Genomic DNA, 25,884 nt, shown 5'->3' with positions numbered 1-25,884 from the left:
TGCGGGGGCGCTGGTGCAACGGGGTGCGCCAGATTGGGGCGCCGGTCGCAGGCGCGCAAATCGATACAGAAACGATAAGTATCTACCGCAGCCTGCGCGCGGGACGGGCAGACACTCATTCGATGTGTATGCCGATTTCTTTTGCGCAGGATGTCTTATGAATGATGTGTCGGGCCGGTCTGGCCGTGCGGCGGGTTCCGCGACAAAAAAACTCCCACCTTTAAGTCCCGCGTTCCTTACGCAAGAGGATGCTGCTTATTGGGTTCATTTGCGTATTCCGCTCCAGGCGGACAGAGAATATGGAAGTGTGATTCTGCAGCGTCCGGACGGTAAGTTCGTTGTCACTTCACCCATTGCTGGCGATGTCAGCAGCTTCGACCTGACCACCATTATCGAACTCGATGCGTCGGGCTTGCTGGTTCCACCCAAGGGCTACAGCTTCGCAGCCAACATTCACAGCCATCCGCCTCGCCATGGAGTCTTTCGCAAGCTTTATCCGGATCTGGATGAAATGAACCTGCGGCTGTTCATCAACTTCTTCTCCAGTGAGGATTTCATTGGCGATGTGGCTAATCAGGAGATCTTCCCCAGTGTTTATCTTTCTGGCCCCGATGGCACCTTGCTGAAGTATTCGCCCAGCGGTTCGGAGGAAGAATTCAACTATTACAGCTGGCACGACGCGGGTTCACCTCCCGGCCATCCGCACGGGACCTATGACGTGCCAAGCATCATCAGAAAGTTTGCCACTGTCGGTGAACTCAAGGTGGTCGTTTCCAATGCTGATTGGGGTAACTCTGTCGGCGTTGTGCCACGTAATTGGCAGCGGGGCAAAGCCTTTGCCCAAGGCGTGGTGCGCGAGATGCCACTGATGACCCGCGTCTGCGTCAGTGCCGAACGGGCAGTGCTGGCTGCGTTGAAGCTCAAGGGCACGCAGACTTCGGGTCTGGTGCTGCGCAAACGTGCAGGCAAGGAGTTCGTCGCAACACTCGCACGCCCGGCCGGTCTGGCGGCGTGGGACCCTGCGCGGTTGTTTCCGCCCGGCGAGAGTGGTCAGCTGAAGCTTCCGGACGGTTACGCGCTGGAGGGTTTTTATGACGCGTCCGGACCGCCCCGCGCGCAATTACCTGCCACCCAACCGTGGTTATACGAGAGTTTCTTCACGCCACAGGCAATCGCCTGGGCCGTCGCCTGCCATGGCAAAAGCCGGCAGCTGTCCGCCCCCGGCGAACCGTTGTCGTTGTACTTGCAGACAAAGGACGCCGCAATGCTGAAATACACCTTCAGTGGCAGCCCGATCGAAGCGGCGCTGAGTGTTGCCCAGGCCGACGGAACAATTGGCGATGGCGGCGTGCAGGCGAAACTGGCGAGCGGCGCCCTGCGTCCGCGCGAATTTGTCGCGATGCTGGTCCTCGCAGGTACCGTTGAGGTACTGCGGGGTAGCCCGCTGTGGGCGCGGCTCGGTCGGGTCGACCTCGACTGGACGCCATACGCGGACTTTCCCTGGCCGGTGCTGAGTCGCTCATTTTTATCGGCGGACGATGCCGCGCGGTATGCCCACGAACAGATTGGCGAGCGCCGCGAGCGTCAGCGCGTCGGCTATGTCTTTCAGACTCCAGAAGGGTTTGTTGCGACCGAACCGCTGGCGGGAGACATCGCTTCGCTGAGGCTGGGCACGCTCTATCCCCTCGACAGCAACGGGAGGCCGATTTTCCCCGACGATTGCGTGCTGCATGCCCGGTATGTCGCCCACGAAGCCTTGTCGCGGCTCGACCCGTTGCACGTTCAAAGTTTGCACTGGAGTCGTCAGCAGGCTGCCTTGAGCCTGCAGATGCTCAGTGTCGAAGAGACCCGGCAGGTGTTGCTCGACAACATCGCGCTGTATGTTTCAGGCGCGCCAAACAGTCTGATCAGCTATCAACCGTCCGCAACAGCGTTGGCGCGCGATTTGTCTAGTCGTCTGGGCACGCCCGAACAGCCCGGTGCATTGGCGGCGGGATTGGACAATGGCACTGTCCTGCCTGAAGCGTTGATTCGCGAGCAGGCCGCGGCCGCTCGCATGACGACCCTGCTGGACAACACTCTGTGGGGCGGCCGTGGGCAAATAGCGGCGACGTGGTCTGCGCCGCTGCTGACTGCGGTTTTAACCCTGAGGCGCCCTGAACCAGTGTCCTTTGGCGCAATTTTCTCCAGTGCCGATGACGCGGCGCTGGACCGCTATGCGCACGACACGCGGCTACAGGATCAGGCTCGTCCGTGGTTCGGCTTCATCCTCAAGCACGACAATCGCGAAGCCTACATTGCCAGTGAAGTGGTGCCCGTCAGCGACCAGCGCAACAACGTATTCCAGCTGCAAGCCGTGTTCGGTGTGCAGCGAACGCCACCCTGGTACCAATACCCGCAAGGCTTTCACCTGCACGCCTGCTTCTACTCGCGCCAACGGGTAAAGCTGCCGGCGAATGTTGCCGATGCCTGGCTGGCGCAGCACTTTATCGCGCCTGACGATCTGGCGATCTCGGTGTATTACGCGCGCCGTCGCTCGCTCGCGCCATTGGCAACGGCTGCGCTGTATATCTCCACCCACGATGGTGCCCTGCTCAAATATGTAAAACACACCACCAGCACGCTGTTTGATGACGATTCACCGCTGCTGCGGCTGGACACGCTCAAGCGCAATCTTGTCCAGGGATTGATGCAGGCAGAGGACTTTGTCCGGGTCGTCGGCAGCAGCGGCGAACTGACGGTCATGCGCACGAGCCGGTGCTGGGACAGGGCGGGCCTTGTCACGACCGACTGGCAACCGAGTGCCTACCCGCTACGCCAGGCGCTGACGCCGGTGTTTCAAAGCGCCGATGACGCAGCGGTATATGCCAAAGGGCTTATACCCGGCATGACACAAAAGCCTCATGGCGGCGTAATCCTGAAAAGGCCTGACGGCTTGTATGTCGCGACCACGCCCATCGAAATATCCCGGGAGGATTTTGACATCGGCGAAATCTACCCGGAGGAGAATCCGGCACTCGGCTCGTTTCCGGCAGGCTGCCAGGTGATCGCACGTTATCGCTCAAGAGTCGCCAGAGAACTTTCAGTGCTGTTGTCGTCAGTAGAAAAGCAGATCTACGCCAACATGCTCTCGGTCCACACGCTGTATTCGGCATTTGTGCACCTGCGGGACAGGCACTTGAGTGAATACCTGTTCGCGCCGGACGGTGCCTTGATTCGTTATGAGCCAGGCCTGTGGGATCAGTTGTTCATTGATTTTCTGTTTACCCTCGCCGAGTACCAGGCGGTGCCTGAGTCGTTCGATGCGAAAAAAATCAAACAATGCATTCACAGTGGCGAGTTGCTGCCCTCTGCGTGGGTCGACGCTCTGGCCAAGGCCGGTCATCTGCATGTGGTGGTCGGCAGTTTGCTGTGGGGCATGCCCGGTACGGTGAACGAGTGGCCGACCTCTTCGATCAGCCTGCCGCCGCCGTCGGGTTACAGCAAAGCCACGAGCGCTCCGGCGTGCAGCCCGGCATTTGTTCAGGCCGATGCGGCTGCGCGGTATGTTCACGAGGCTTTGCTGAGTCGAGACACCCAGACCTTCGGTTTCATCTCCTGCTCGCCGCAGGGTTTGTACATCGCCAGCCTGCCAGTCGAAGTGCAAAAGTCGGCGCTGGCACTTGATCGGGTATTCGAGCAAGGCAAGCTCACTGAAGGGTTTGCCCTGTACGGGATTTATCTGCGCTCGGCACTGCCGGCTCTTGGCGCGCCGAACGATGATTTGCAGTATTTCTGTTTCCCCCCGAGCGACGTGCAGCGGGCGTGTGCGCAGGCCAATACACCACAGGGATACAGGCCCATCTATTTCTCTTGCGCCGACGGCGCGCTCTTGCGCCTGCAACTCCATGCGTTCGAACCCGGTGAGTTCCACGACCGCTTCGGCCAGATCGAGTTGCGCCCCAACGCCTTTGTATCGATGGAGCAGGCGGCGGCCGATGAGCGTGACATTGCCAGCGGCACCTTCCGGTTTGCCGACTATCTGCGCCGGATGGCCCACGCCGGCCAGCTCGACGTGATCGAGACCAGCGCATACTGGTCGCGTCATGGCCAAGTGGCGCAAGACTGGCAGCCGCGTCAGGCCGATGTCCGCGCCGAGCAACGCTGGCGGGACCATCCGGTTCCGGCGCTGGGGCCGATATTCCATCATCCCGACGACGCGGCCCGCTATGCCCATCAGCGAACGGATGACGCCGTGGTCGACACCGGTTACGAGGGCGCGGTTCTGGCGCAGCAGTCCAGCGGCCGATTTGTGCCACTGGAGCCGATGGTTTATGTCGTCGGCGACGAAAATCCGCTGGTGCGCATAGTCCGCACCGGGGCAGATTCTGCCGTCAGTTGGCGCAACCCGGCGCCGCGTTACCCTGCGGGATATGCGCTGATGGCCACCCATCAATTCCACGTCTCAGGCAACACCCTGCTGGTGCCGGATGCCGATCAGGTGTACGCGAATTTCGCCTCGCCTGCGCTGGTGTTTGCGCATACCCACGAGCCTGTCGAGAAAGGCCTGAGTATCCAGGACTATTACTATTCGACACCGCATGGCGTGCTGCTCAAGTACACCCCTGTGTACTCGCAGGCGGAAAAAGATCTGTTGTCGACCCGGGCTGTGACGTTTGAGGGCGGACGCTGGGTGAGCCGGCTCAGTCCCGGGGAGTTTCTGGCACGGCTAATGGAACTGGGTGATTTCAGGGTGTTGGTAGCCGGCCATTACTGGCATCAGACCGGCCGCATGGGCAACACCTGGCGGACCCGACGTCAGCAGAGCCCGACTCCGGGGCCTGTCAGGCTGCGCGATGAGTTGTAAGTCTGCATAAAAAAGCTGGAGCGGGCAGTAGAAACGGCCCGCTCCACTTATCTCAGCGTGGCATATCAGCCGTGCGCCGGGCGACTCGCGGCAGCACAAACCGATCGAGCAACCACACCACCACCAGCGAAGCCCCCACCAACGGAAACACCACGGCCAGTACCAGCATGATCGCCACGCCGGTTTTCCATGTCGGCAGATCATGGCGCAGCGGCGGCACGCCAAACTTGCCTTCGGGGCGGCGCTTCCACCAGATCACCACACCGCTGACGGCGCTGAGCAGGATCATCAGGCAAATCAGCAGCACGACGATCTGGTTGAAAGTGCCGAACATTTTGCCTTCGTGAAGCATCACGCCGATTTCGGTGGCTCGGGCGACCGTGCCGTAGTGCTCGAAACGCACATCGGCGAGGACCTTGCCGGTGTACTGATCGACATGCAGCGTCGCGTCGTTGCGTGGGTCGTCGGCGAATACGGCGATGGTGAACACGCCGGTGGCGGTGGTCGGCAGGGTGATGCTGTAGCCGGGTTCGACCTTGCGTTCGCTGGCGATGTCCTGCACCGCTTGCAGGCTGACGTCGGGGGCGGCTGGACCGGCGTGGGCGTTGCCGTGGGCCATGTGTTCGGCGTGGTCGCCGGACATCGGCATCGGTGTGTTTTCCATCGCCCAGGGCACGGTCTGGCGAGTGGTGCTGTTGAGGCTGCGGGCTTCGATGTCCGAGGTCGGCACGTTCTCCCACATCGCCGCCGGGAACACGTTCCAGACCTGCGCGTATTGCTTGCCCCAGAAGCCGGTCCAGGTCATGCCGCTGAGCAGCATCAGCAGCAACAAGGTCGCGCCCCAGAAGCCGGTGACCGCGTGCAGATCGCGCCATAACACGCGGCCGCGGCTGTTCAGCCGTGGCCACAGAATGCCGGAGGCCTGACCGCGCGGCCACCACAGGAACAGACCGGACACCACCAGCACCACGCCCCAGCCGGCGGCCATTTCGATCAGGCGATCGCCGACGGTGCCGATCATCAATTCACCGTGAATCGCGCGGGCGATGGCTTGCAGGTTTTGCTTGGCATCCTGCTCGCCGAGGATGTCGCCGTGGTAGGGATCGACGAACACGTTGAGTTCGTGGCCGGCATTCTTCACCACGAATTGCGCGCTGCGCTCGGCGTTCGGCGGGGGCAGGTATTGCGTTACCTGACCTTGTGGATAAGCGTTTTTGACCCGTTGCAGCAAGTCATCGGCCGGCACGGTGTGGTGCCCGCTCGGCACTTCAAGCAGGCTGCTGTACATCAATGAATCGAGCTGCGGCTTGAACAGGTAAATGATCCCGGTCAGCGCCAGCATGACCATGAATGGCGCGACGAACAGACCGGCATAAAAATGCCAACGCCAGGCCAGGTTGTAGAAGTTCGGTTGGGGCTTTTGCATCACGTGTGCTCCGCTAGGCTTGGTTCTTTTCGTTGTCTGTCTGGATTGCACATCTGTGGCGAGGGAGCTTGCTCCCGCTGGCCTGCGAAGCAGGCCCTGGCTTTGCAACTCAACAGAGCGGCCGCTGCGCGCCCCGGCGGGAGCAAGCTCCCTCGCCACAGGGCAGTGTTCACACCAGAAATTTCTGTTGGTGCGTTAGAAACTCATATCCGCTTTGGTCCAGAGCGTGCGCCCCGGTTCATTAATCGCTTGCGGGTCATTGGCCGGGTAGCCGAATCCGGCGTTGCCCGCCAGGTTCAGGTGTTCGGCGTAAGCCTTGCCGAACAGGTTGTCGACGCCGCTGCTGACCTTCCAGTGCCGGTTGATCCGGTAGGCAGCGTTGAGCGAAAACACGCCGAAACCCGAGCTCTGGGTGTAATCCTTGCCGACCACGTTGCCCTTGTTCTGATCGATGCGGTGTTGCGCGGCCACCACGCGCCACAGCGCCCCGGTGCTCCAGTGGTCTTCGCTGTAGGTCAGGCCGAAACGTGCGTCCAGTGGCGGCATTTGCGGAAGGGCCGTGCCGTCGCTGCTGTTCTTGCCCCAGGCGTAGGCCAGGGTCGCATCGGCCTTCCAGCGTTCGCTGAGCTTGTAAGCGGCACCGAGCTCACCGCCCATGATCCGCGCGTCGATGTTCTCGGCGCGGGATGTGCTCATGCCCATCATTCCCGGGGTGTAATCGAACAGGATGTAATCGCGCACCACGCCGAGATAGCCCGAGGCCCAGGCCTCGAGTCCGGCGCTTTTGTAGTTCACGCCGAAATCGAGCTGTGTGGTCTTTTCCGGTTTGATCGAATCGAACGCGTTGACCGAACCGGCCGGGCCGGACTTGGGCGAAAACAGCTCCCAGTAATCCGGGAAGCGTTGCGCGTGGCCCAGGCCCGCGTAAAGCGTGGTCGGGCTGTCGGCCAGGTCATGCTCGTAGCGCACGAAGCCGCTTGGCAGGGTATCGGCGCGGGTATCGTCGGCGGTCGGGTTGGCGCGGGCCATCATCCCCGAACCGATGTTCTGCCGATAATCCCTGGCCGAGGCTCGGTCAAGCCGCGCGCCGCTGACCAGGCGATCACGCTCGGCGGCGTACCAGGTCATTTCGCTGAACACGCCGTAGTTGTGGAAATCGGCGTCCTTGCTGTAGGGCAGATGCTTGTAGGTATCGATGCCCATGGCACTGCGTTGGCGATGCTCGTTAGTCTGCGCGTCGAGTCCGGTGATCAGCTCAATGTCTGCCCAGCGCCAGGTCGCCTTGATGCGTGCACCGAGGGTGCGGCGATCGACGTTGGACGCCATGGGCCCCGCCATCATGCCGGTGCCGGAGGGCGTGCGCAGGGTGTAGTTGTCCATCACGTGGTCGGCGTAGTTGTAATAGACCTGCGCTTCGAACTTCTCCAGCACGTCAGTGACATTGGACTTTTCGAAGCGCAGGCCGAGGCTCTCGCGCAGGAACTGCGAACCGTCCATGCCACGCCCGGCGTAGCGCGCCTCGCCGTCGCCCTTGCCGGCAGTGAGTTCGATCAGCGTGTCGGCACCCGGCGTCCAGCCGAGGGCGATGTCACCGTTCCACTTGTCATAGCGCGAGGCGACGATGTCGTTGTTGCCGTCGCGGTAATCGTCGGAATGCGCGGTGTTGCCGATCACCCGCACGTAGCCCAACGGCCCGCCGGCAGCAGCGTCCACAACTTTATCGAAACGCCCATGGGAGCCGGCCAGAATGCTCGCGTTCACCCGGGTGCCGAGTTCGCCGAAGCTCTCCGGCTCACGGTCGAACAGCACCGTGCCGGCCGATGCGCCCGGTCCCCAAAGCACGGTTTGCGGGCCTTTGATCACGGTGAGCTGGTCGTAGGTTTCCGGGGAGATATAAGAAGTCGGCGCGTCCATCCGGCCCGGGCAGGCACCCAGCATCATGCTGCCGTTGGTGAGGATGTTCAGGCGTGAACCGAACATCCCGCGCAGCACCGGATCGCCATTGGTGCCGCCATTGCGCACCAGGGCGAAGCCGGGAATGGTTTTCAGATAGTCGCCACCGTCACTGGCCGGCACCGGCTGGCGCGGGTCCTTGGGGTTGGTGACGATGGTCAGCGGCGAACTCGGGGCGATCGCGGTGATCACCGTCGGGCTCAGTTCGTCGCGGTGCGCGGCATGATCATCGGCCAGCGCCAATGGCGCCAGCAGTACGCCGCAAAGAGCGGCAGTCGCGTGCCTGAAACGAATCGGCGATTCGCTCGCGGCAAAAAACGCGCGGGCAGAATCCACGCGTGAAACAGCAGTAAACCTGGACATGACAATTTCCATCGAACAGTCGTCAACAACACGGCCGGCAGCCTGGAGCTGTCTTCTCAACCGTGTGCAATCAAAGGTGCGGGTTTACGCGGCGATGGGCGGGGCGCGGGTGCGAGCGCCGGGGAAGAAGGGTTGGCGGGCATGGCCCAGACGCGGCGAGGGCGCGGTGAAGGTATTCAGCGGCGGGATGTTGAAGGCGATGAAGTCGCCGCCGCTGGTCAGTGCCGGGCAATTGAACAGCAGGCTGCAATAGCCGCACTTTTCCCAGAGCACATGATGCGAGGATTGCGGCGGGCAATGCTCGGCAGCGGGCTTGGCGTCATGGCCGCTGTGGTCCATGCCCGGCATGTCCATCGACATGTCCAGGCTGATTGGCATTGATGTCGAGGCGTGTTGATCCATCGGCATCGACTGAGAAATCAGTGGGCCGATGAAGATCATCAACATGGCGAACAGGGCGATCCAGCTGCCGCGGCTCAGGTGTGGAGCCTGACGGCGTTGCGTGAATGGCCTGATGCGCAGCGCACGCATGGGCGAAGTCAGCCGGTTCGGTTACTGAGCGTGCACGTGGGGCTGGGTGGCTTCTGGTGGCTTCTTCTGCACGGCAACCTCAACGGTAACGTCACCGGCCTTGTCGAAATGCAAGGTCATCGGGAAACGTTTGCCGTCGCTGAGCAGGCTGCGATCAGTCGGGTTGAGCAGCATGACGTGATAAGCCATCGGCGCAAACGTCACGGTGCCGCCCGGCGCGATGTCCACGCCCGGCACTTGCTGCATCTTCATCAGATCGCCCTGCATGACATGCTCGTGCAGTTGCGCTTCGGGGGCGATGGGCGAGTCGACGCCGAGCAGTCGGTCAGCGGTTTTGCCGGTGTTGTGAATGATGAAATAGGCGGCGACGGTCGGCGCATTCGGCGGCAGCTCTTGCGACCATGGGTGGGCGATTTCCAGCGCACCGACTTTGTATTCATGGGCGTGAGCGAAGCACGCCGGCAGCAACAGCGCAGCGAGGACGATGAGTTTCTTGAACATGGCAGTTCTCCAGAACGATTTGAAACGCGGGGGATTGCGCGAACAAATCAGACCAGAGGGGAAGCACGGGGATTGAGGCTCGGCCATTGCTGGCGCGGTGTCGGGGCTTGCAGCGAGACGGGCGCGACGCTGCGATTGCTCTCGAATCGGGCGAAGTACAACTGCGGCGAATGCCCCGGCAGCGCCACCAGCGGCGCCGAGCCTGAGCAACACCAGCAATGCTGCATGTTCGAATGGCTGTCGTTTGCCGGGGCCTTTTGATCGGTGGCGCCGATGTCGATCGCCACCATCTTCATCCCGCTGCCGGTGCAGAAACTGCTCCAGAGTATTTGCCCGGCCGGGGTACTGGCCGTCTGCGCCATCGCCCCGCTCATCGGCATGGCGAGCATGTTGAACAGCACTGCAAAGCAGGCGATCCAGGCAAATGCTAACCGGCGTCGGTTCATGGGGCAGGTCCGTTGGGTGGGCGATCAGACGCGGCCCATTTAGCCTGATCAGCGCCGATAAGTAAAAAAGCGTCGTGCGGTTTGGTGTCGCAGTGCGGCACGGGTTGCTCAATTCACAGGGACAGCATGAACCTGCATATCTACACCAAGCGTAGTTCGGATTACCGAGAATATTTTGGCGAGATTATCCATGCTCGGATTGCCTTTCGCTGAGAGCATCCGATGCAAGCTTTTACTGGGTCGCTCGGTTTCCCTTGCGAGCTCTTCAAAACCTACGGTGGCGTTAATGAGGTCGCGCAGAATTATCCTGGCCATCTCTGGCTCGCCATTCAAAAATAAAGTCGCGGCTTCATCCAGCAATGCTTGAGCAAATTCAGGATCACGCTGGGCGCGCTCCGCTATTGAATGTTTGTAGCTTCGAGTGAGAACCATCAAATTACCTCCGGTTCTGTTCAGCTTTTTTTCGAGTACGGAATTCGGCTACCAATGCCTTGACCCGTTTGATGTCTTTCTTTTGAGTAGATTTGTCACCTCCGCCGAACAGAATAATCAGGCGTTTTCCTTCTTGTATCAGATAGATTCTGTACCCAGGTCCCCAATTTATTTTGTATTCACCCAGGCCATCAAACCATTTGATATTTGAAGTATTGCCCAATTCCAACCTGACCATCGCATGAGAGACCTTTGCGGCTGCCTGGACACTCAAAGTGGAAATCCACCGCCCAAACGGGCTTGATTCGTCTTCCTGTACATATTCTTCGAGTGTGATCACGGCTGGCCCTGAAGGTAACAAATAGGTTACTTGTCATGCAAGCTGCGGATCTTGCCTCATGAGAGGATCGCCGCCAACGCGGCAAGTGTTTCTTGAAGCGACAGAAATTCCCGATCAACCCCCGGCAACCCCGGCCGCTTCAACACCAGCACTGGCACCCCGCGCTCGCGTGCCACTTCCAGCTTCGGCTCGGTCGCGGTGCTGCCGCTGTTCTTGCTGATCAGCACATCGATCTGCCGGCGTTCAAACAGTGCTCGCTCGTCTTCCAGCAGAAACGGCCCGCGTGCGCCGATGACTTCGCAACGTGCGTTGCCGGGGTAGACGTCGAGGGCACGCAGGGTCCAGAACTGGTGGGCGGGGATTTCGTCGAGGTGTTGCAGTGGTTCGCGGCCGAGGGTGAACAGCGGTCGCTGGAACGGTGCGAGGGCGGCGATCAGTTCGGCCCAGTCGGCCACCTCGCGCCAGTCATCGCCCGCTTGCGGTTGCCACGCCGGTCGGCGCAAGGCCCAGCAGGGGATACCGGTGAGTTGCGCCGCGCGGGCGGCGTTGGCGCTGATTTGTGCGGCGTAGGGATGGGTGGCGTCGAGCAGCAGGTCGATGCCTTCTTCAACTATGAACTGCGCCAGACCTTCGGCGCCGCCATAGCCGCCGACCCGAACCTGACAGACCAGATCGGTTGGCACGCGGCCAACACCGGCGAGGCTGTAAATGTGCTGCGGGCCGAGTGTGCGAGCGATCGCCAGCGCTTCAGTGACACCGCCCAGCAGCAAGATCCGCTTCATGGCAAACCTCCGGCATGCCCGACAATCCCGCCTTGGCGATCGATTGCAAACACCTCGACCTGCACCTGCGCCGGCACCACGCTGCGGGCGAAATCCAGCGCATGGCGACACACCTCATCACCCAAAGCGATCCCCGCCGCACTGGCCATGGCCAAGGCTTGCTGACTGGTATTGGCCTCACGAATGCGCTGTTGCAACGCTGCGTCCGCGCCAATCGCCGCCGCCCACTGCGCCAGTTGCGGCAAATCGATACTGGAATGCCGCGAGTGCAGGTCCATATGCCCGGCCGCCAGTTTGCTGATTTTGCCGAAGCCGCCGCACAGGCTGAGTTTATCCACAGGCACCTTGCGCAAGTGCTTGAGCACCGCGCCGACGAAGTCGCCCATTTCGATCAGAGCGATTTCCGGCAGGTTGTAGACCCGGCGCATGGTGTCTTCGCTGGCGTTGCCGGTGCAGGCGGCGATGTGCAGATAACCGTTGGTTTTCGCCACGTCGATGCCCTGATGGATCGAGGCGATGTAGGCCGCGCAGGAAAAAGGCCGGACGATGCCGCTGGTGCCGAGGATCGACAGCCCGCCAAGAATGCCCAGGCGCGGATTCATGGTTTTCAGTGCCAGTGCTTCGCCGCCCTCGACGTTGACCGTGACATCGAAGCCGCCGCCGTAGCCGGTTTCAGCGGCGAGCAAGGCCAGATGGTCGCCGATCATTTTGCGCGGCACCGGGTTGATCGCCGGTTCGCCGACGCCCAGCACCAGACCCGGTCGGGTCACTGTGCCGACACCGACGCCCGCGTTGAAGCGAATCCCCGGCTCGGCGCTCAGCCGCACCTGCGAATAGAGCAATGCGCCGTGGGTGGCGTCGGGGTCATCGCCGGCATCCTTGATCGTGCCGGCCTCGGCGCCGTCCTCGCTCAGGCGACAGAACTCCAGGCGCATTTGCACCTGCTTGCCCTTGGGCAGAGTGATGTGCACTGCATCGGCGCCGACGCCGGTCAGCAACAGGCGCGCGGCCGCGAGGCTGGTGGCCGTGGCGCAGCTGCCGGTGGTCAGGCCACTGCGCAGGGGCGCGGGTCGTTCGGCGGTCTCGTCACGCATCGAGAGGTTTGACCAGATCGAGCAGGGTGATCGGCAATGCCTGGCGCCAAGTGTCAAACTCGCCAAGCGGCTGCGCCTGGGCGACATGAACGCGCGTCAGTTCGCCGCCGTATTGTTCGCGCCAGTGCATCAGGGCCATTTCGCTTTGCAGGGTCACTGCGTTGGCGACCAGACGGCCGCCGGGCTTGAGTTGTTCCCAGCAAGTCTCGAACACGCCTTCGCGGGTCACGCCACCGCCGATGAAAATGGCATCCGGGCGCTCCAGTCCGGCCAGCGCGTGCGGGGCTTTGCCGCGAACCAGTTGCAGGCCGGGTACACCCAGCGCATCGCGGTTGTGTTCGATCAATTGCTGACGGCCTTCGTCTGCCTCGATAGCCAGTGCCCGGCAGGCTGCGTGGGCGCGCATCCATTCGATACCGATCGAGCCACAGCCGGCGCCGACGTCCCAGAGCAGTTCGCCGGGGATTGGCGCCAAGCGGGCGAGGGTGATGGCGCGCACGTCACGCTTGGTCAGTTGGCCGTCGTGCCGGAAGGCTGAGTCGGGCAGGCCGGCGAGGCGCGATAATTGCGGGACACAGGTATCGGCCAGGCACTCGATCGCGACCACATTGAGGTCGGCAATCGGCATGTCCGTCCACTGGTTGGCTGTGGCATCGAAGCGTCGCTCGGCATCGCCGCCCAGATGCTCCAGAACGCTCATGCGACTGGCACCGAAGCCGCGCTCACGCAACAACTGCGCAACGGCCGCCGGGGTGCTGCCGTCATTGCTCAGCAGCAACAGACGCACGCCACTGAACAGTTGTGCATTGAGCGCCGCCAGCGGTCGCGCCACCAGCGACACAATCGTCACCTCCTGCAATGGCCAGCCAAGCCGCGCCGCGGCCAGCGAGCAGGACGAGGGGGCCGGCAGAATCAGCATCTCATCGCTCGGCACCTGACGCGCCAGGCTGGCGCCGACGCCGTAGAACATCGGGTCACCGCTGGCCAGCACGCAGACCGGCGCGCCGCGCGATTCCAGCAACGGCGCGAGGGAAAACGGGCTCGGCCACAACTGCCGTTCGCCACGGATGCACAGCGGCAGCAAATCCAGCTGGCGCCGGCCGCCGACGATCCGCGAGGCGCCCAGCAGGGCGCGCCGGGCGTTTTTGCCCAGGCCCTTGAAGCCGTCTTCACCGATTCCCACGATCGTCAGCCAGGGTGACATTTATATTCCTCTAAACATGCCGTTCCGACGGGCAGACTTTTCATGCCGCCGGACAAAGCAGGCATAATACCGCGCCTTCGTCCGCGAAGCGCCTTCGCCACACAACCGGTCAGCCCCTTGAACGAACGCCCGATGTCCACCGCCTTACGCCCCTCGGCCTGCCCGGGGTTGCTGCGTATCGTCCAGGCACTGGACGGCGGCATCTGCCGGATCAAGCTCGATGGCGGTTCGATCAGCGCCGCTCAAGCCGAGGCCGTGGCTGCGGCCGCCGAGCAGTTTGCGGGCGGGGCGATCGAAGCGACCAATCGCGGCAATCTGCAGATTCGCGGGATCGGTGAGCAATCGGCAGCACTGATCGCCAGTTTGCTCGCCGCGGGCCTTGGGCCAAAGAACGCTGCCGGCGACGATGTGCGCAATCTGATGCTCAGCCCCACGGCCGGGGTCGACCGGCAGATGCGTATCGACACGCGCCCGCTCGCGGAGCAAGTCCTCGACACCTTGCAAAGCCATCCGCGCTTCCATGAGCTGAGCGCCAAGTTCGCCGTGCAACTGGACGGCGGTGAAGCGCTGGCGATGCTCGAACATCCCCATGATCTATGGCTGTCGGCGTTCGAGCGTGAGGGCGAAGTCCTCTGGGCGTTTGGTCTGGCCGGTTGCCCGACGGATCGCGCACTGGGCGCGGTGACGCTGGATAACGGCCACGCGCTGGTGGTCGCCGTGCTCGAAGGGTTCCTCGACATGGCCCGGCCAGCGCAGACGCGCATGCGCCATTTGCTCGAAGAATTACCAAGGCTCGCATTCCTCGAACAGTTGCGCGAGCGCGTGCCAGTCAAAGCGATCAGCAACTGGCAACGCACGACTCAGGCAGAGCCGCTGCACATCGGCGCGCATGAGCAGCATACGACGGGTCGGTGCTACGTCGGCGCGGTGCCGCCACTGGGGCGACTCGATCCGGCGATGCTGCGCGGCGTGGCGCAACTGGCTCGTCAGTTCGGCGACGGCAGCCTGCGTTTCACACCGTGGCAAAGCCTGCTGGTGCCAAACGTGCAGACGACCGATACCGACAAGGTGCTGGATCAATTGCAGGCGCTGGGTCTGTTGATTGATTCAGCCGAACCGCTGTCACGCCTGATTGCCTGCACCGGAGCCGATGGCTGTGGCAAAGGCCTGGCCAACACTAAACAGGATGCTCGCCAACTGGCGTCTCGGCTACCGGCGGGGCTCAGCGTGCACCTCTCGGGCTGCTCACGCTCCTGCGCCGCGGCCCACTGCGCGCCGGCGACGTTGCTGGCGGTGACCCCCGGTCATTACGACCTCTATTTTCGCAATGCAGACGCGCCCGGTTTCGGCGCGTTGCACGCACGCAATCTTACTATTGAAGCGGCCGCAGCTTTGCTCGACGCCCGCTCCCGGAGCCCCCTTGATGCTTGATTACATCCGCGACGGTCAGGAGATCTATCGCAACTCCTTCGCGATCATTCGCCGCGAGGCCAATCTGGCGCGCATCCCTGCCGATCTGGAAAAACTCGCGGTGCGAGTGATCCACGCCTGCGGCATGGTCGAGGCCGTCGACGGTCTGCAATTCTCCGAGGGCGCGGGCCAGGCCGGGCGCGCTGCGTTGACCGCCGGTGCGCCGATTCTGTGCGACGCGCGTATGGTTTCCGAAGGCGTAACCCGCACGCGCCTGCCGGCCAATAACCCAGTGATCTGCACCTTGCGCGACGACAGCGTGCCAGAGCTCGCTCGCGAACTGGGCAACACCCGCTCGGCAGCGGCGCTGGAGCTGTGGCGTCCGCACCTGGAGGGCAGCGTGGTGGTGATCGGCAATGCGCCGACCGCGCTGTTCTATTTGCTGGAAATGCTCGATGCCGGCGCACCGAAACCGGCGCTGATTCTCGGTTTTCCGGTGGGTTTTGTCGGTGCCGCCGAGTCGAAAGCGGCCCTGGCTGCCGACAGCCGGGGCGTGCCGTTCGTGATCATGCAAGGGCGTCTGGGCGGTAGCGCCATGGCCGCCGCCGCCGTCAATGCCCTCGCTACGGAGATCGAATGATGCAGGCAAAAGGACGTTTGATTGGCCTGGGTGTCGGTCCCGGTGATCCGGAACTGATTACGGTCAAAGCCTTGCGCCTGCTGCGCGAATCGCCGGTGGTGGCGTACTTCGTTGCCAAGGGCAAAAAGGGCAACGCCTTCGGCATCATCGAAGCGCACCTGCAGGATGCGCAGAACCTGCTGCCGCTGGTGTACCCGGTGACCACCGAAGCGCTGCCGGCGCCGCTGTCTTACGAACAAGTGATCAGCGATTTCTACGACGAAGCGGCCGTGGCCGTGGCTGCGCATCTGGACGCTGGCCGAGATGTGGCGGTGATTTGCGAAGGCGACCCGTTTTTCTACGGTTCCTATATGTATCTGCACGACCGCCTCGCCACGCGTTACGAAGCGCAAGTGGTGCCCGGCGTATGCTCGATGCTCGGTGGTGCTTCGGTGCTCGGCGCGCCGCTGGTGTATCGCAATCAGAGCCTGTCGGTGCTGTCCGGTGTGCTGCCCCACGAAGACCTGAAACGACGGCTGGCCGATGCCGATGCTGCGGTGATCATGAAGCTGGGGCGCAATTTCCCCAAAGTACGTCAGGTGCTTGAAGAACTGGGTCTGGCCGAACGTGCGTTGTACGTCGAGCGCGCGACCATGGCCAACCAGAAAATCGTGCCGCTGGATCAGGTCGAGCCGATGTCGTCGCCGTACTTCTCGCTGATCATCGTCCCGGGCGAACGGTGGCAAGGTTGATGAGCCAATCGACTCCCGCCATCGTCATTCTCGGCCAAGGCAGCCTCGCCACGGCCCGACGCATCCAGCAGGTCTATCCGGCGGCGCAGATCCACGGCCTCGCCGGGCGGGTCGACGGCGCCGATTGCTCGTATCAGGAATTTGGCGCGACCCTGCGCACGTTGTATCAGCAGGACACGCCGATCATTGCCCTGTGTGCGGCGGGCATCGTCATCCGCACGCTGGCGCCGCTGCTGCTGGAGAAGGGCGCCGAACCCGCAGTGCTGGCGATAGCCGAAGACGGCAGCGCGGTGGTGCCGTTGCTCGGCGGGCTGGGCGGGGTCAACGTCATGGCGCGTGATATCGCGGCCGCGCTGCAAGTCGCGCCGGCGATCACCACCAGCGGTGAGTTGCGCTTCGGCACCTGCCTGCTCAATCCGCCGAGCGGTTATGCGCTGGCGGATCTGGAGTCGGGCAAGCGCTTTGTCTCGGACCTGCTGGCCGGACACAGCGTGCGCATCGAGGGCGCGGCGCCGTGGCTGGATCAGGCGCAGTTGCCGCAGGATCCACAGGCGCAGCGCTCGATCCATGTCGGCAGCGCCGAACGTGAGGCGAGTGCCAACGAACTGCTGATCTACCCGCGCAGTGTCGCGGTGGCGGTGAGTGCTGAAGTGGCGAACCTGCCGAACGCCGTTCGCACTGCGTTGCAGCAGGCAAATGTCGCCGTGCCGGCACTGGCCTGCCTGGTGGCGGCCGATACCGACATGGCTTCGGCGAACGTGCACCAGGCTGCGCTTGAACTGGGCGTGCCGCTGCGCTTCGTCGCGGCGCAAAGCGATCTTCAGGCATTAGCGCGTGTCGCAGTGCCTGAAGCGAACGTGATTGGCATTGAAAATTTCGCGGTGGCGATTGCCGAGCAACCGCTGGACGTGTCGCGAATCGGCCGTCCACGCGGTCGTCTCGCGGTGATTGGCCTGGGCCCCGGTGCCGCCGAGCTGATGGTGCCGACGGTGAAGGCCGAACTGGCCCGTGCCACCGACGTGCTCGGTTATGAAACCTACGTGCGCATGGCCGGCCCGTTCCGCGACGATCAGGTGCAGCACTGCACCGACAACCGCGAAGAAATGCAGCGCGCCCGCCACGCCTTCAGGCTGGCTGCCGAAGGGCGCTCGGTGATCGTGGTGTCGTCCGGTGACCCGGGCGTGTTCGCCATGGCCGCGGCGGTACTCGAAGCGCTGCATGAGTCGGACGATCCCGCCTGGCACCGTGTCGATCTGGAAATTTTGCCGGGTGTGTCCGCGTCGCTCGCGACCGCTGCACAGGCCGGCGCGCCACTGGGCCACGACTTCTGTGTGATGTCGCTGTCGGACAACCTCAAACCGTGGTCGATCATTGAGAAACGCCTGGACCTGGCCGCCGAAGCGGATCTGGCTCTGGCGTTCTACAACCCGATCTCCCGTGCCCGTCCGTGGCAATTAGGCCGCGCGCTGGAGATCGTCGCGCAGCACCGCCGGCCGGAAACACCGGTGGTGTTGGGACGCGACATTGGACGCCCGGGCCAGACCTTGCGCACCACCACGTTGGGCGCATTGACTGCCGATCAGGTGGACATGCGCACCATGGTGCTGATTGGATCGTCGACGACCTGCACCTTCGCCCGCGCAACGGGCGGGGAGTGGGTTTACACGCCGCGCTGGTATGGACAGAAGCCTGTTTCCTGATAGCACGTCTGTCGACTGTCGAGGAAAGCTGTAAGCAGGTTCGATTGGCTGCAAGCCTGGTTGCAACTTCCTGCGTTTCTTAAGTTTATATAAAAGGCCGTAAGTCCAAGACTTACGGCCTCGTTATTTTGTGCCTGCGTTAAAGCCGGTCTACTTATTGTTACTGATGTATTCGGTGCAGCAGTTGGTATGTGGCTAATTGTTTTCTTTGAAACACCCTGAATGTCTTGAAGTTTGAGCGTTCTGTTGTTGAGCGATAGCGTGTCGTTCGAACGAAAGCTTATAACTAAGGAAGGACGGCATCATGGCGATAAAAGAACGCGAGTCCATCGGTCGCGAATTTGTTTCTCCAGCGGAGTATTCGCAGATAACCCAGGTACTAGAGGAATTTGCCGGCGTACCGGAGTACGCGCGGCTTGACCAGTACTTTCGAACCGCCGGGCAGAGCGCCGACCTGACGGAAAAGTTACAACTGGCAAGTTTGTTTCAGGAACAACTGGCTTCGTTACTCAAGCGCAAGGCTACGCCCGTCCCGGTTGCCATTGATCAGATCGCCATCGGCTTGCAGCAATACATTTCACGTTTATCGGCGGCGCTATCAATGTTGTCGGGAGATGCCAGGCCGGTGCCGAAGATCATGCACTTTGTCTGGGTCGGTGGCAGCGAAGTGGGCGCCATCCAGCGCGATTACATGAATATCTGGCGCCAGGTACTTGAGCCTCAGGGCTATCACTTCAACTTGTGGTACGACAGCGATGCCTTGCTGGCTTTTGAAATGAACCGGGTCATTCTCGACAGCGCCAGGGTGCATGCGATGGAGTCGGGTGGCGATCAGGTAACCCGGCCGGGCCAGTTGGCGACGTTGATCGAAGATCGGGCACGAGTACTGAAACAGCAAATGTTTGAGTATCTGAATCAGCCCCGATGGCACGCCCGCGCCGATGAGGCGCGTATTGACCTGCTGGTTCGCGCGTATGGCAAGGACCGTACGATGCTGGAAGCGTTTCGCCAGAAGTGCTTGGACAGCCACCAGAATATGGTCGGGCCGGATCTACGATTACGCGACGTTCGGCATGAATTCCGCGGTCACTTTTTAGCCGATGTCTATCAACGGGAAGTGGCCATGCGCGGCAACTTCGCCGCGGCGAGCGATGTTGTGCGATTGCAGGCCGTGCATCTGGAGGGCGGCCGTTACAGCGATGTGGATTATCTGCCGCCACTGCTCGATAAGTTGGGGGCTGTGGATATCAGTGATTACAGTCAGACTCAGAAAATCGGCGTTCTGCAACTACTGCTCAACCACAACGACACTTTGATGCCGGGGCGGGATCAGCAGCGTTATCCAGACAGAACGGACAGTATCCCGGCGGAGCACAAAGACGCCTTACTGGACTTTGCCCGCAGCAAGCCCGATACCCGTGCACTGTTCCTGCCGCCGCAGGATATCGCCGCCCCCGACCATGGTTTTCGTATGGGGCGACAGCAAGGCGATGAAATGAACGCGCACTTTCTGGCTCAGCCTGACAGTGGCATGACGCTGTCGATCATGGAGAGGATTCGATTCAACTACGACATTCTTTATGCAGTGGAAAAGCGCCTGGCGGCGTCAGGTTTCGCCTGGGGCGATTATGACCAGTTGGTCCATGTGGTGCAAAACGTCAACAATGAACTCAGGGCGAACGCACGTCTTACCGGTTGGGATGACCTCTACGTTACAAGACTGCTCGAGGCTGTCCTCGGTTATTACCAGGATGGCATCCGAAACGAGGCTAGGGGCACCATCACATTGACTGGGCCGGGTGCGGCACTGGCCGGGCTGAAGGAGTACATCGACGCGCAGTTTCTACCTGCTGCCGAGAACACGGTCTTGTCGCATTTGAAGTTGCGCGAGGGCTATAACTTCGATACAGAGGAGGAAGCCATTTCCGGCTGGACGGTCAAAGGCTCGGACAAGGACTGGCTGGACAAGGAGCATGCCAAGTGGCGCGAAGGCCGGCTCAAATCCCGTTATATCGGCAATTTATCGACGTTGATGATTGAGAGAAGCCTCACCTTTAAACAAGGCTGGCCCGTCATCGAAGGCAACCCGGTGCTGCTGACAACGGTGCTGCAGCAACTGACGGATCAGTTGGGCGAGCCGTTTATTCGCGCCATGGCCGAGAAGTTGAGTGGCGATGTCCGCTTTGATAAAGCCTTTTCCATCGGCTTTGATGTCCGCGAGCAAATCCTCGCGCAACCGCAAGGCGAGCTGCCGGTTTCTCATGGTGCCGAGACCGCGAGCAATGTCAACGAACTGCTGACTCAGTTGGCCAACGGCAAACTGACCCCGGAACACCTCAGCCCTCGTCAGCGCGTCATGCTCGGCGCAATATTCGAGGCCGACAGCCTGGATGCCGCAGGTTTTGCCGGCGCCTGGCAAGCGGCCGTGGACCTCGCCCGGCGCACCGAAACCGGCGGCTTGTTCGCCCGCTACAACGCCATCGAAAACCTCCTCCGTCAGGGCAAATCACCGATGTTCGAGGCCGGGCTTGCCCGTGGTCTGGCGTCTGATACGCAAACGGCGCGGGAGCTGAAGGTGCGTGCCTTGAATGAACCACTCACCGTACAGCAGTGGGGGGAGCGCATCGGGCAGATCAACCGCACCGCGCAACGCGAATACCACCGGCAAATTTTCAAGCGCGGCGGGCAGGTGCGTGAAGCCCTGTTCAAGGCCGGTGCCGTTTCCGCGCGGCAGGTGCCCCAGGACCTGTTGATGATGACCTCTGGCGATCCGGGCCGGCGTTGTTATCCGCTGGCCTTGTTGATGGCCGCGGCACTGACGGCCGGTGATTCCGCCGAACGCGCAGTGATCGGCCGGGTGGCGAATGCCAGCCTGATGCCAGACGACGCCGATGCGCGCGCGCTGCTGCTGGCGCTGGATGAGCTGCAGACCTCCGCGTTCGATGACATCGGCCAACCCCGCGGCACCCTGGATTTGCACAGCGTCACGCAGACGCTGGAAGGCAAGGCGGCGCCGGCCGTTCTGCTGCTCGACACCGGCAATCACGCGCTGCTGGTGGCTAAAGTCATACTGGCAGACGCCACGGTTTATCGCGTGTACGACCCTAATTTTGCGCTCTATGGATTTTCCTCGGTCGAGCAACTGCAACAAGGCATGCAGGCCAGCCTCGGCGCCAATCAGAACGAAATCGCCAGGCTCTATGGACTGGCCGATGCGAGCAATCCGTCATTTAATGTGATCGAGCTGAACACCACGGCGATTGCCCAAAAAATCCTGTCGTCGAACCTGCGGGTTGACCGGTTCCTGCAGAGCACTCCTGCCACCGACCTGCAAACCACGACCGTGTGGGAGAAGCAGGCTGTCGCACGGACGCGCTCGCTTGACGATAACTCGCGAATGGGCCAGAGCCTGGCGCAACTGGATGCGCGCTACTGGGCCGGCGAGTTCGATCAGGCCACCCGGCAATTGCGCAGCGAACACGCCGTCGGGCGGGAATATCTGCCTCTGCTTGAGACCGTCAAGGTTGCAGATGATGGCGGCTACAGCGTGACGCTGGTCGACTCGCGCAACCCGCTCAATACCCTTGACGTCGTGACCCGGGACGCGCGTTTCAGCCGTATCAAAAAACACCTCGGTCAACTGATCAACGCCGTGGCGGGTAAGCCAGGGGCCGCGGGAGAGGCCGACGGTGGCAGCCGCTTGAGTTTTGCCTTTGCGATCCAGGCGCTGATCACTGAAATGCGTCATCGCGATTATCAGGGCAGTGACGGCCCGCCGGCCCTGGCGGTCGCCCTTCAGGTTCAGGTGTACGTCGGCTATGCGCAACTGGGATTTGGTGTTGTCAGCGACGTGGTGCAGATCGGCCGGTTGGTGCGTCAGGTGGTGTCCGGGGAGCAAGCGTTGCGCCAGGCTTCTCTGGCCGGGCGGCTGGCGGCGCGTGCCGCTACGAGTATCGGTGTAGCCTTTTCCGTGGCCAATATCGGCTTCGATATCTACAACCTGGCGCTGGCCGAAAATCACGAGCAGCGTTCGCGGTTTTCCACGTCGCTGGCATTCAACGTGGCAGCATTGGGCCTGGATGTGGCCGCACTGGCTGTGGGCGGAGCAGTGGGGGCGGTGGCGGCATCGTTGTCGATACCGCTGCTGGGTATCGGCATTGGTGCGACCGCCATCGCCAGCAATCTTGGGCAGATCATGGACAAGGCTGCCGGCATTGGCAGGCTGCTGTCCGAAATTCATGACGCTTACCAACTTTCCTTCGAGTCCAGCGGATCAGTCCTGCAGTTTCCGCCTCAAGCGGTGATCACCGAGCTCAACCTGCTGAACAGAAGGGTCAAGTTCGATGGGCAGAAGTTTTATCCCTGGAAGGGCGGTCCACTGGAGTTGCCGCAGTTCGACAGCGATCCGGCTAACCGACACAGCTCGATCAATATCCCCCGTGCATTCCAGCGCCCCGCAGTCGGCAGCGTCTGGGGTGCTCTGCCTGAAGCGGTGGTGTTGCCGTGCACGCCGATCTGCTATTACGGCTATGAATATCAGTTGGGCAGTGCGGGGGCGGCGCCTTTTTCGGTCAGTCGCTATCCGCAGTTGCACGACACTCTGGCGCAACAGCTGGAATACGACGCCCATGGCAATCGGGTGTTCTATCTGTTCAGCACGCCTTCGTTGCCGCACATACTTTACAAACTGTACCCGGTCTATATGGCCACGACCGTCCAGGTGCAGTTGGCCGAGCCAGTGCGCCAGTTGGTGGTGCCGGATTTGCCGCCGGAGTGGAAGGCAAAGATTTCTTACGAGGTGATGGCGGCGCAGGGGCAATACCATATCCGCCTCACGCCGGGCCTGGTGGCCGTGAACTTTGACCAGGCAAACGGCTGGGAACAGGTCACCTGGACGGTGCAGGCGCTCTGGGTGCGGGTGGAGCAAATCCGTTTCGTTGAAAAGCCAGCGCAAAGCATCGATAGCGCGCCGGGACTCCGCGTCGATGGTATCGCGCTGAACAGATTCGACGGTTTTATCGAACTGGCCGAAGGGCTGTTCCGGATCGACTGGCTGAGCCGCAGCCTGCACCTTGTCGCCATCACGCTCGACTATGCAAAAGACTCGGAAAAAGCGTCGGCTCAGGTCGGTTCTGCGGGCCAGACGCCCAGCGCAATCCCGCCGTCCGTTCTGCTCTACCTGCGCGATCAGGTGAAAAACAAGCGATCGATCCCGGCTTATGTGCCGTTGCTCAAATTTCGGGTGCCGTTCAATTCAGTGAGTCAGCCAGTCTTCACCACGGCTTATTACGACACGGCAAGGGATCGGCTGCTGTATGCGCGCAATCTGCCCAAGGACGTCAACGAGGGCTTGATGTTGGGAGGCGTGAGCCCACGCCATGCGTGGTTTTACCATCCGGACCATGCAACCGTCTGGCGGGCCGATGTGCTCACCGGAACTGTTGTGCAGTGCTACCGTTTGAAGAATCCGCGGGAAGGATCAACCATTGTCGAATGCCGGCAGTCTGCCGATGGCACGTTGCATGTCTCGCAAAAGCTTGCAGGGAGCGATCTCTATGGCGTGACCACTGTTGAATACCGGATAACCGAGCAGGCTGTTGAGCTGACCGGCTGCAAAGTCAGGTTCTCGTCAGAGAACTATAGTTTCCAGCCGCAAGCAGCACTTCGATACATTGATGTCCCCTTTGAGGACGCAACGGCGGGCAAGACTGTGCAAGTCAGCGAATGGTCCTATGCGCCGTTTATTGTCGTCGAAGGCTACGCAGTATCGCGGGTGTGGGACCGGGCCTGGATCAACAAAAGGACCGGCAAGTATTGTCAGGCCGCGCAAAACCTCGGTTGGCCCGAGGACATGCAGATACTCCTGCCTTCCGACCCGCAAAACAGTGCGGTGCTCTTCTACAGCAAACAAGACTGGACGCTCAGTCGCGGTATCGAACCCCGTGTCGGCTATTTCGAAAACGTGGTCATCGAACGCGATGTGGTCGAGATTACCCAGACCGACAAACACTACATCGCCACCAAGGCTGACGGTCGACTGTACGAGATCGACATTATCGACGTGCCTCCTGCTGCCTCTATACCGGATGCGGTTGCACTTGAGTACGCAATGCCCCCTCTCACTAACAGGAGCGACGAACAATGGCGTGACCGCAAGGACAACCCCGGGATCCTCAGATTCGCGGGAGTGGGTCAGCATTGGCTTGGCCGCAATCCTGACTGGCTGAGTGCGTTACCTGCGCTGGCCAAAGAATACAAAGCGTCGCCATTCCCAATTATTGGCCTTAGCGGTGTCAGCGGTGATGTTTTCCTGGCCGCGTGGTGCATCGAGGAGAAAGTCGCGCTGGCCGATCTTGGTCACGCCAGGGAATTATCGCTACTCGGTCTGACGCCTGACAAAGACGCGGTCTGGTTGCTCGATGTGACAGCGGGGCAGCTTTATCGCCAGCCGCTGGTCACCATCGAAGCGCTGCGCGGGGCTTTTGCGTCGGGTCATCGACTGCTCGATTCCGGGCAATTGGTCAAGGCGCAGAAGGTCTGGCCGCAATGGGTTTTTACTCAAGTGCAACGACAAGGGGAAGCATTGATCGCGCAAACCCGCGACGGCGTGAACCTGCAGTTGCTGGATAACCAGCCTGCCAAGATCATCGGCGTGGAAAACCGTTGGTCGTCGATGCCTGAGCAGACTGAGGAGCAATTGCGCGCACGCTTGAGAACCCTGCTGAGCGGGCATGATCACGCGCCGGTCCTGCAAGTCGAGCGCTTTGCTGACCGCTACGCCTACTACGTTGCGGAGCTTGATCATCTGTTCGTTCTCTCGGGTCGCAGCGACGGGCAGTTGGCGGTTTTCCTCGGCACGCGCGGGGTGAACCCTCCACTGCTGTTCGACCCGGTTGATCAAGTGATTTTCAGCGCCGGTTCGAACGAAGGCGTCTGGCAACCGGAAAGCTATGCGCATCGCGACGAAGAGGTCATGGCACTAGAGGTGGGCGATGACCTCACAGAGGTTTCGGCATTGCTGCCCGAAGGCATCGACACGCTGCTGCTGACCTACGGTGCGCAAACGGTCGGTTACCGGATTTCGCAAGAGGACTGGCAGCGTCTGGCGTGCATCGTGGTCGATGTGCGGCGTCCCGGCGCGGCGGCAACGACAGAACCGTGCCTGCTGGATCTTGGTTTGGAGGCGTGCGGGCACTGGCTGCTGTCGCGGGTCGAAGCCAATGTGGTTCTCACCGATCCGGACACCGGGCGCAGTCTGATCGTGCGCAACTTTACTGCGCAGGACTCACTGGAAATGGCCGTCGGCATAGCCGGTGAAAAAGTCATCTTCGCACTGGCTGACGGGCTGAAGGCCTTTGCAACCGTGCGCGGCGATGAATCGATCGCGAGCCTGGCAGCGGTGGTGCAAGCGCTGCGCTGAGGTCTCATGCACTGCTCGACCAAACGCCGCAAACGTTTCCGTTTGCGGCGTTTGGTTTCGGCGTT

16 protein-coding genes are annotated in these 25,884 nt (G+C 61.6%); 6 read left to right on the top strand and 10 right to left on the bottom strand.

Annotated elements, in window-relative coordinates:
- Nucleotides 1-157 precede the first annotated feature (157 nt).
- On the top strand, nt 158-4,846 hold the full coding sequence (locus HU743_RS22390) for a DUF4329 domain-containing protein (RefSeq protein ID WP_273508901.1): 4,689 nt from the start codon (nt 158-160) through the stop codon (nt 4,844-4,846).
- 52 nt (nt 4,847-4,898) lie between these two features.
- On the opposite strand, the gene HU743_RS22385 is transcribed toward HU743_RS22390, so the two are convergent.
- The 10 genes from HU743_RS22385 to cbiE all read right to left on the bottom strand — a co-directional run bounded on the left by HU743_RS22385 (nt 4,899) and on the right by cbiE (nt 13,918).
- Entirely contained in the window at nt 4,899-6,272 is a 1,374-nt protein-coding gene (locus HU743_RS22385) for a PepSY domain-containing protein (RefSeq protein ID WP_186651285.1), read from the bottom strand.
- Nucleotides 6,273-6,467: 195 nt separating this feature from the next.
- Entirely contained in the window at nt 6,468-8,588 is a 2,121-nt protein-coding gene (locus HU743_RS22380; protein WP_186651283.1) for a TonB-dependent copper receptor, read from the bottom strand.
- A gap of 84 nt (nt 8,589-8,672) precedes the next feature.
- Nucleotides 8,673-9,119: a DUF2946 domain-containing protein gene (locus HU743_RS22375; RefSeq protein ID WP_186651282.1), complete on the bottom strand. Its 447-nt coding sequence runs from the start codon at nt 9,117-9,119 to the stop codon at nt 8,673-8,675.
- A gap of 21 nt (nt 9,120-9,140) precedes the next feature.
- A complete protein-coding gene (locus HU743_RS22370) occupies nt 9,141-9,620 on the bottom strand; it encodes a copper chaperone PCu(A)C (RefSeq protein WP_186651280.1) in 480 nt (159 codons plus the stop codon).
- A gap of 47 nt (nt 9,621-9,667) precedes the next feature.
- Complete coding sequence (locus HU743_RS22365; RefSeq protein WP_186547522.1) at nt 9,668-10,066, bottom strand: DUF2946 domain-containing protein; 399 nt, start codon at nt 10,064-10,066, stop codon at nt 9,668-9,670.
- Nucleotides 10,067-10,174: 108 nt separating this feature from the next.
- On the bottom strand, nt 10,175-10,498 hold the full coding sequence (locus tag HU743_RS22360) for a transcriptional regulator (protein WP_186547520.1): 324 nt from the start codon (nt 10,496-10,498) through the stop codon (nt 10,175-10,177).
- A gap of 4 nt (nt 10,499-10,502) precedes the next feature.
- Nucleotides 10,503-10,838: a type II toxin-antitoxin system RelE/ParE family toxin gene (locus HU743_RS22355; RefSeq protein WP_186547518.1), complete on the bottom strand. Its 336-nt coding sequence runs from the start codon at nt 10,836-10,838 to the stop codon at nt 10,503-10,505.
- Nucleotides 10,839-10,894: 56 nt separating this feature from the next.
- Complete coding sequence (locus HU743_RS22350; RefSeq protein ID WP_186651278.1) at nt 10,895-11,620, bottom strand: cobalt-precorrin-6A reductase; 726 nt, start codon at nt 11,618-11,620, stop codon at nt 10,895-10,897.
- On the bottom strand, nt 11,617-12,714 hold the full coding sequence (locus tag HU743_RS22345) for a cobalt-precorrin-5B (C(1))-methyltransferase (protein WP_186651276.1): 1,098 nt from the start codon (nt 12,712-12,714) through the stop codon (nt 11,617-11,619). The genes HU743_RS22350 and HU743_RS22345 overlap by 4 nt, the downstream gene beginning before the upstream one ends.
- Complete coding sequence (gene cbiE / locus HU743_RS22340) at nt 12,707-13,918, bottom strand: precorrin-6y C5,15-methyltransferase (decarboxylating) subunit CbiE (protein WP_186651274.1); 1,212 nt, start codon at nt 13,916-13,918, stop codon at nt 12,707-12,709. The genes HU743_RS22345 and cbiE overlap by 8 nt, the downstream gene beginning before the upstream one ends.
- 132 nt (nt 13,919-14,050) lie before the next feature.
- On the opposite strand from cbiE, the gene cobG reads away from it, so the two are divergent.
- The 5 genes from cobG (at nt 14,051) to HU743_RS22315 (ending at nt 25,819) form a co-directional block, all read left to right on the top strand.
- Complete coding sequence (gene cobG, locus HU743_RS22335; protein ID WP_276569460.1) at nt 14,051-15,349, top strand: precorrin-3B synthase; 1,299 nt, start codon at nt 14,051-14,053, stop codon at nt 15,347-15,349.
- Nucleotides 15,342-15,968, top strand: a complete 627-nt coding sequence (locus tag HU743_RS22330; protein ID WP_186651269.1) for a precorrin-8X methylmutase — start codon at nt 15,342-15,344, stop codon at nt 15,966-15,968. Before cobG ends, HU743_RS22330 begins: the two co-directional genes overlap by 8 nt.
- Nucleotides 15,968-16,699, top strand: a complete 732-nt coding sequence (locus HU743_RS22325) for a precorrin-2 C(20)-methyltransferase (RefSeq protein WP_186620620.1) — start codon at nt 15,968-15,970, stop codon at nt 16,697-16,699. Before HU743_RS22330 ends, HU743_RS22325 begins: the two co-directional genes overlap by 1 nt.
- Nucleotides 16,699-18,399, top strand: a complete 1,701-nt coding sequence (gene cobJ, locus HU743_RS22320; RefSeq protein ID WP_186651267.1) for a precorrin-3B C(17)-methyltransferase — start codon at nt 16,699-16,701, stop codon at nt 18,397-18,399. The genes HU743_RS22325 and cobJ overlap by 1 nt, the downstream gene beginning before the upstream one ends.
- A 304-nt stretch (nt 18,400-18,703) precedes the next feature.
- On the top strand, nt 18,704-25,819 hold the full coding sequence (locus tag HU743_RS22315) for a TcdA/TcdB catalytic glycosyltransferase domain-containing protein (RefSeq protein WP_186651265.1): 7,116 nt from the start codon (nt 18,704-18,706) through the stop codon (nt 25,817-25,819).
- Nucleotides 25,820-25,884 lie beyond the last annotated feature (65 nt).

It is taken from the genome of Pseudomonas sp. SWRI99 (assembly GCF_014270125.1).
Lineage (GTDB): Bacteria > Pseudomonadota > Gammaproteobacteria > Pseudomonadales > Pseudomonadaceae > Aquipseudomonas > Aquipseudomonas hamedanensis.
This window is presented reverse-complemented; position numbering and strand designations above follow the sequence as displayed.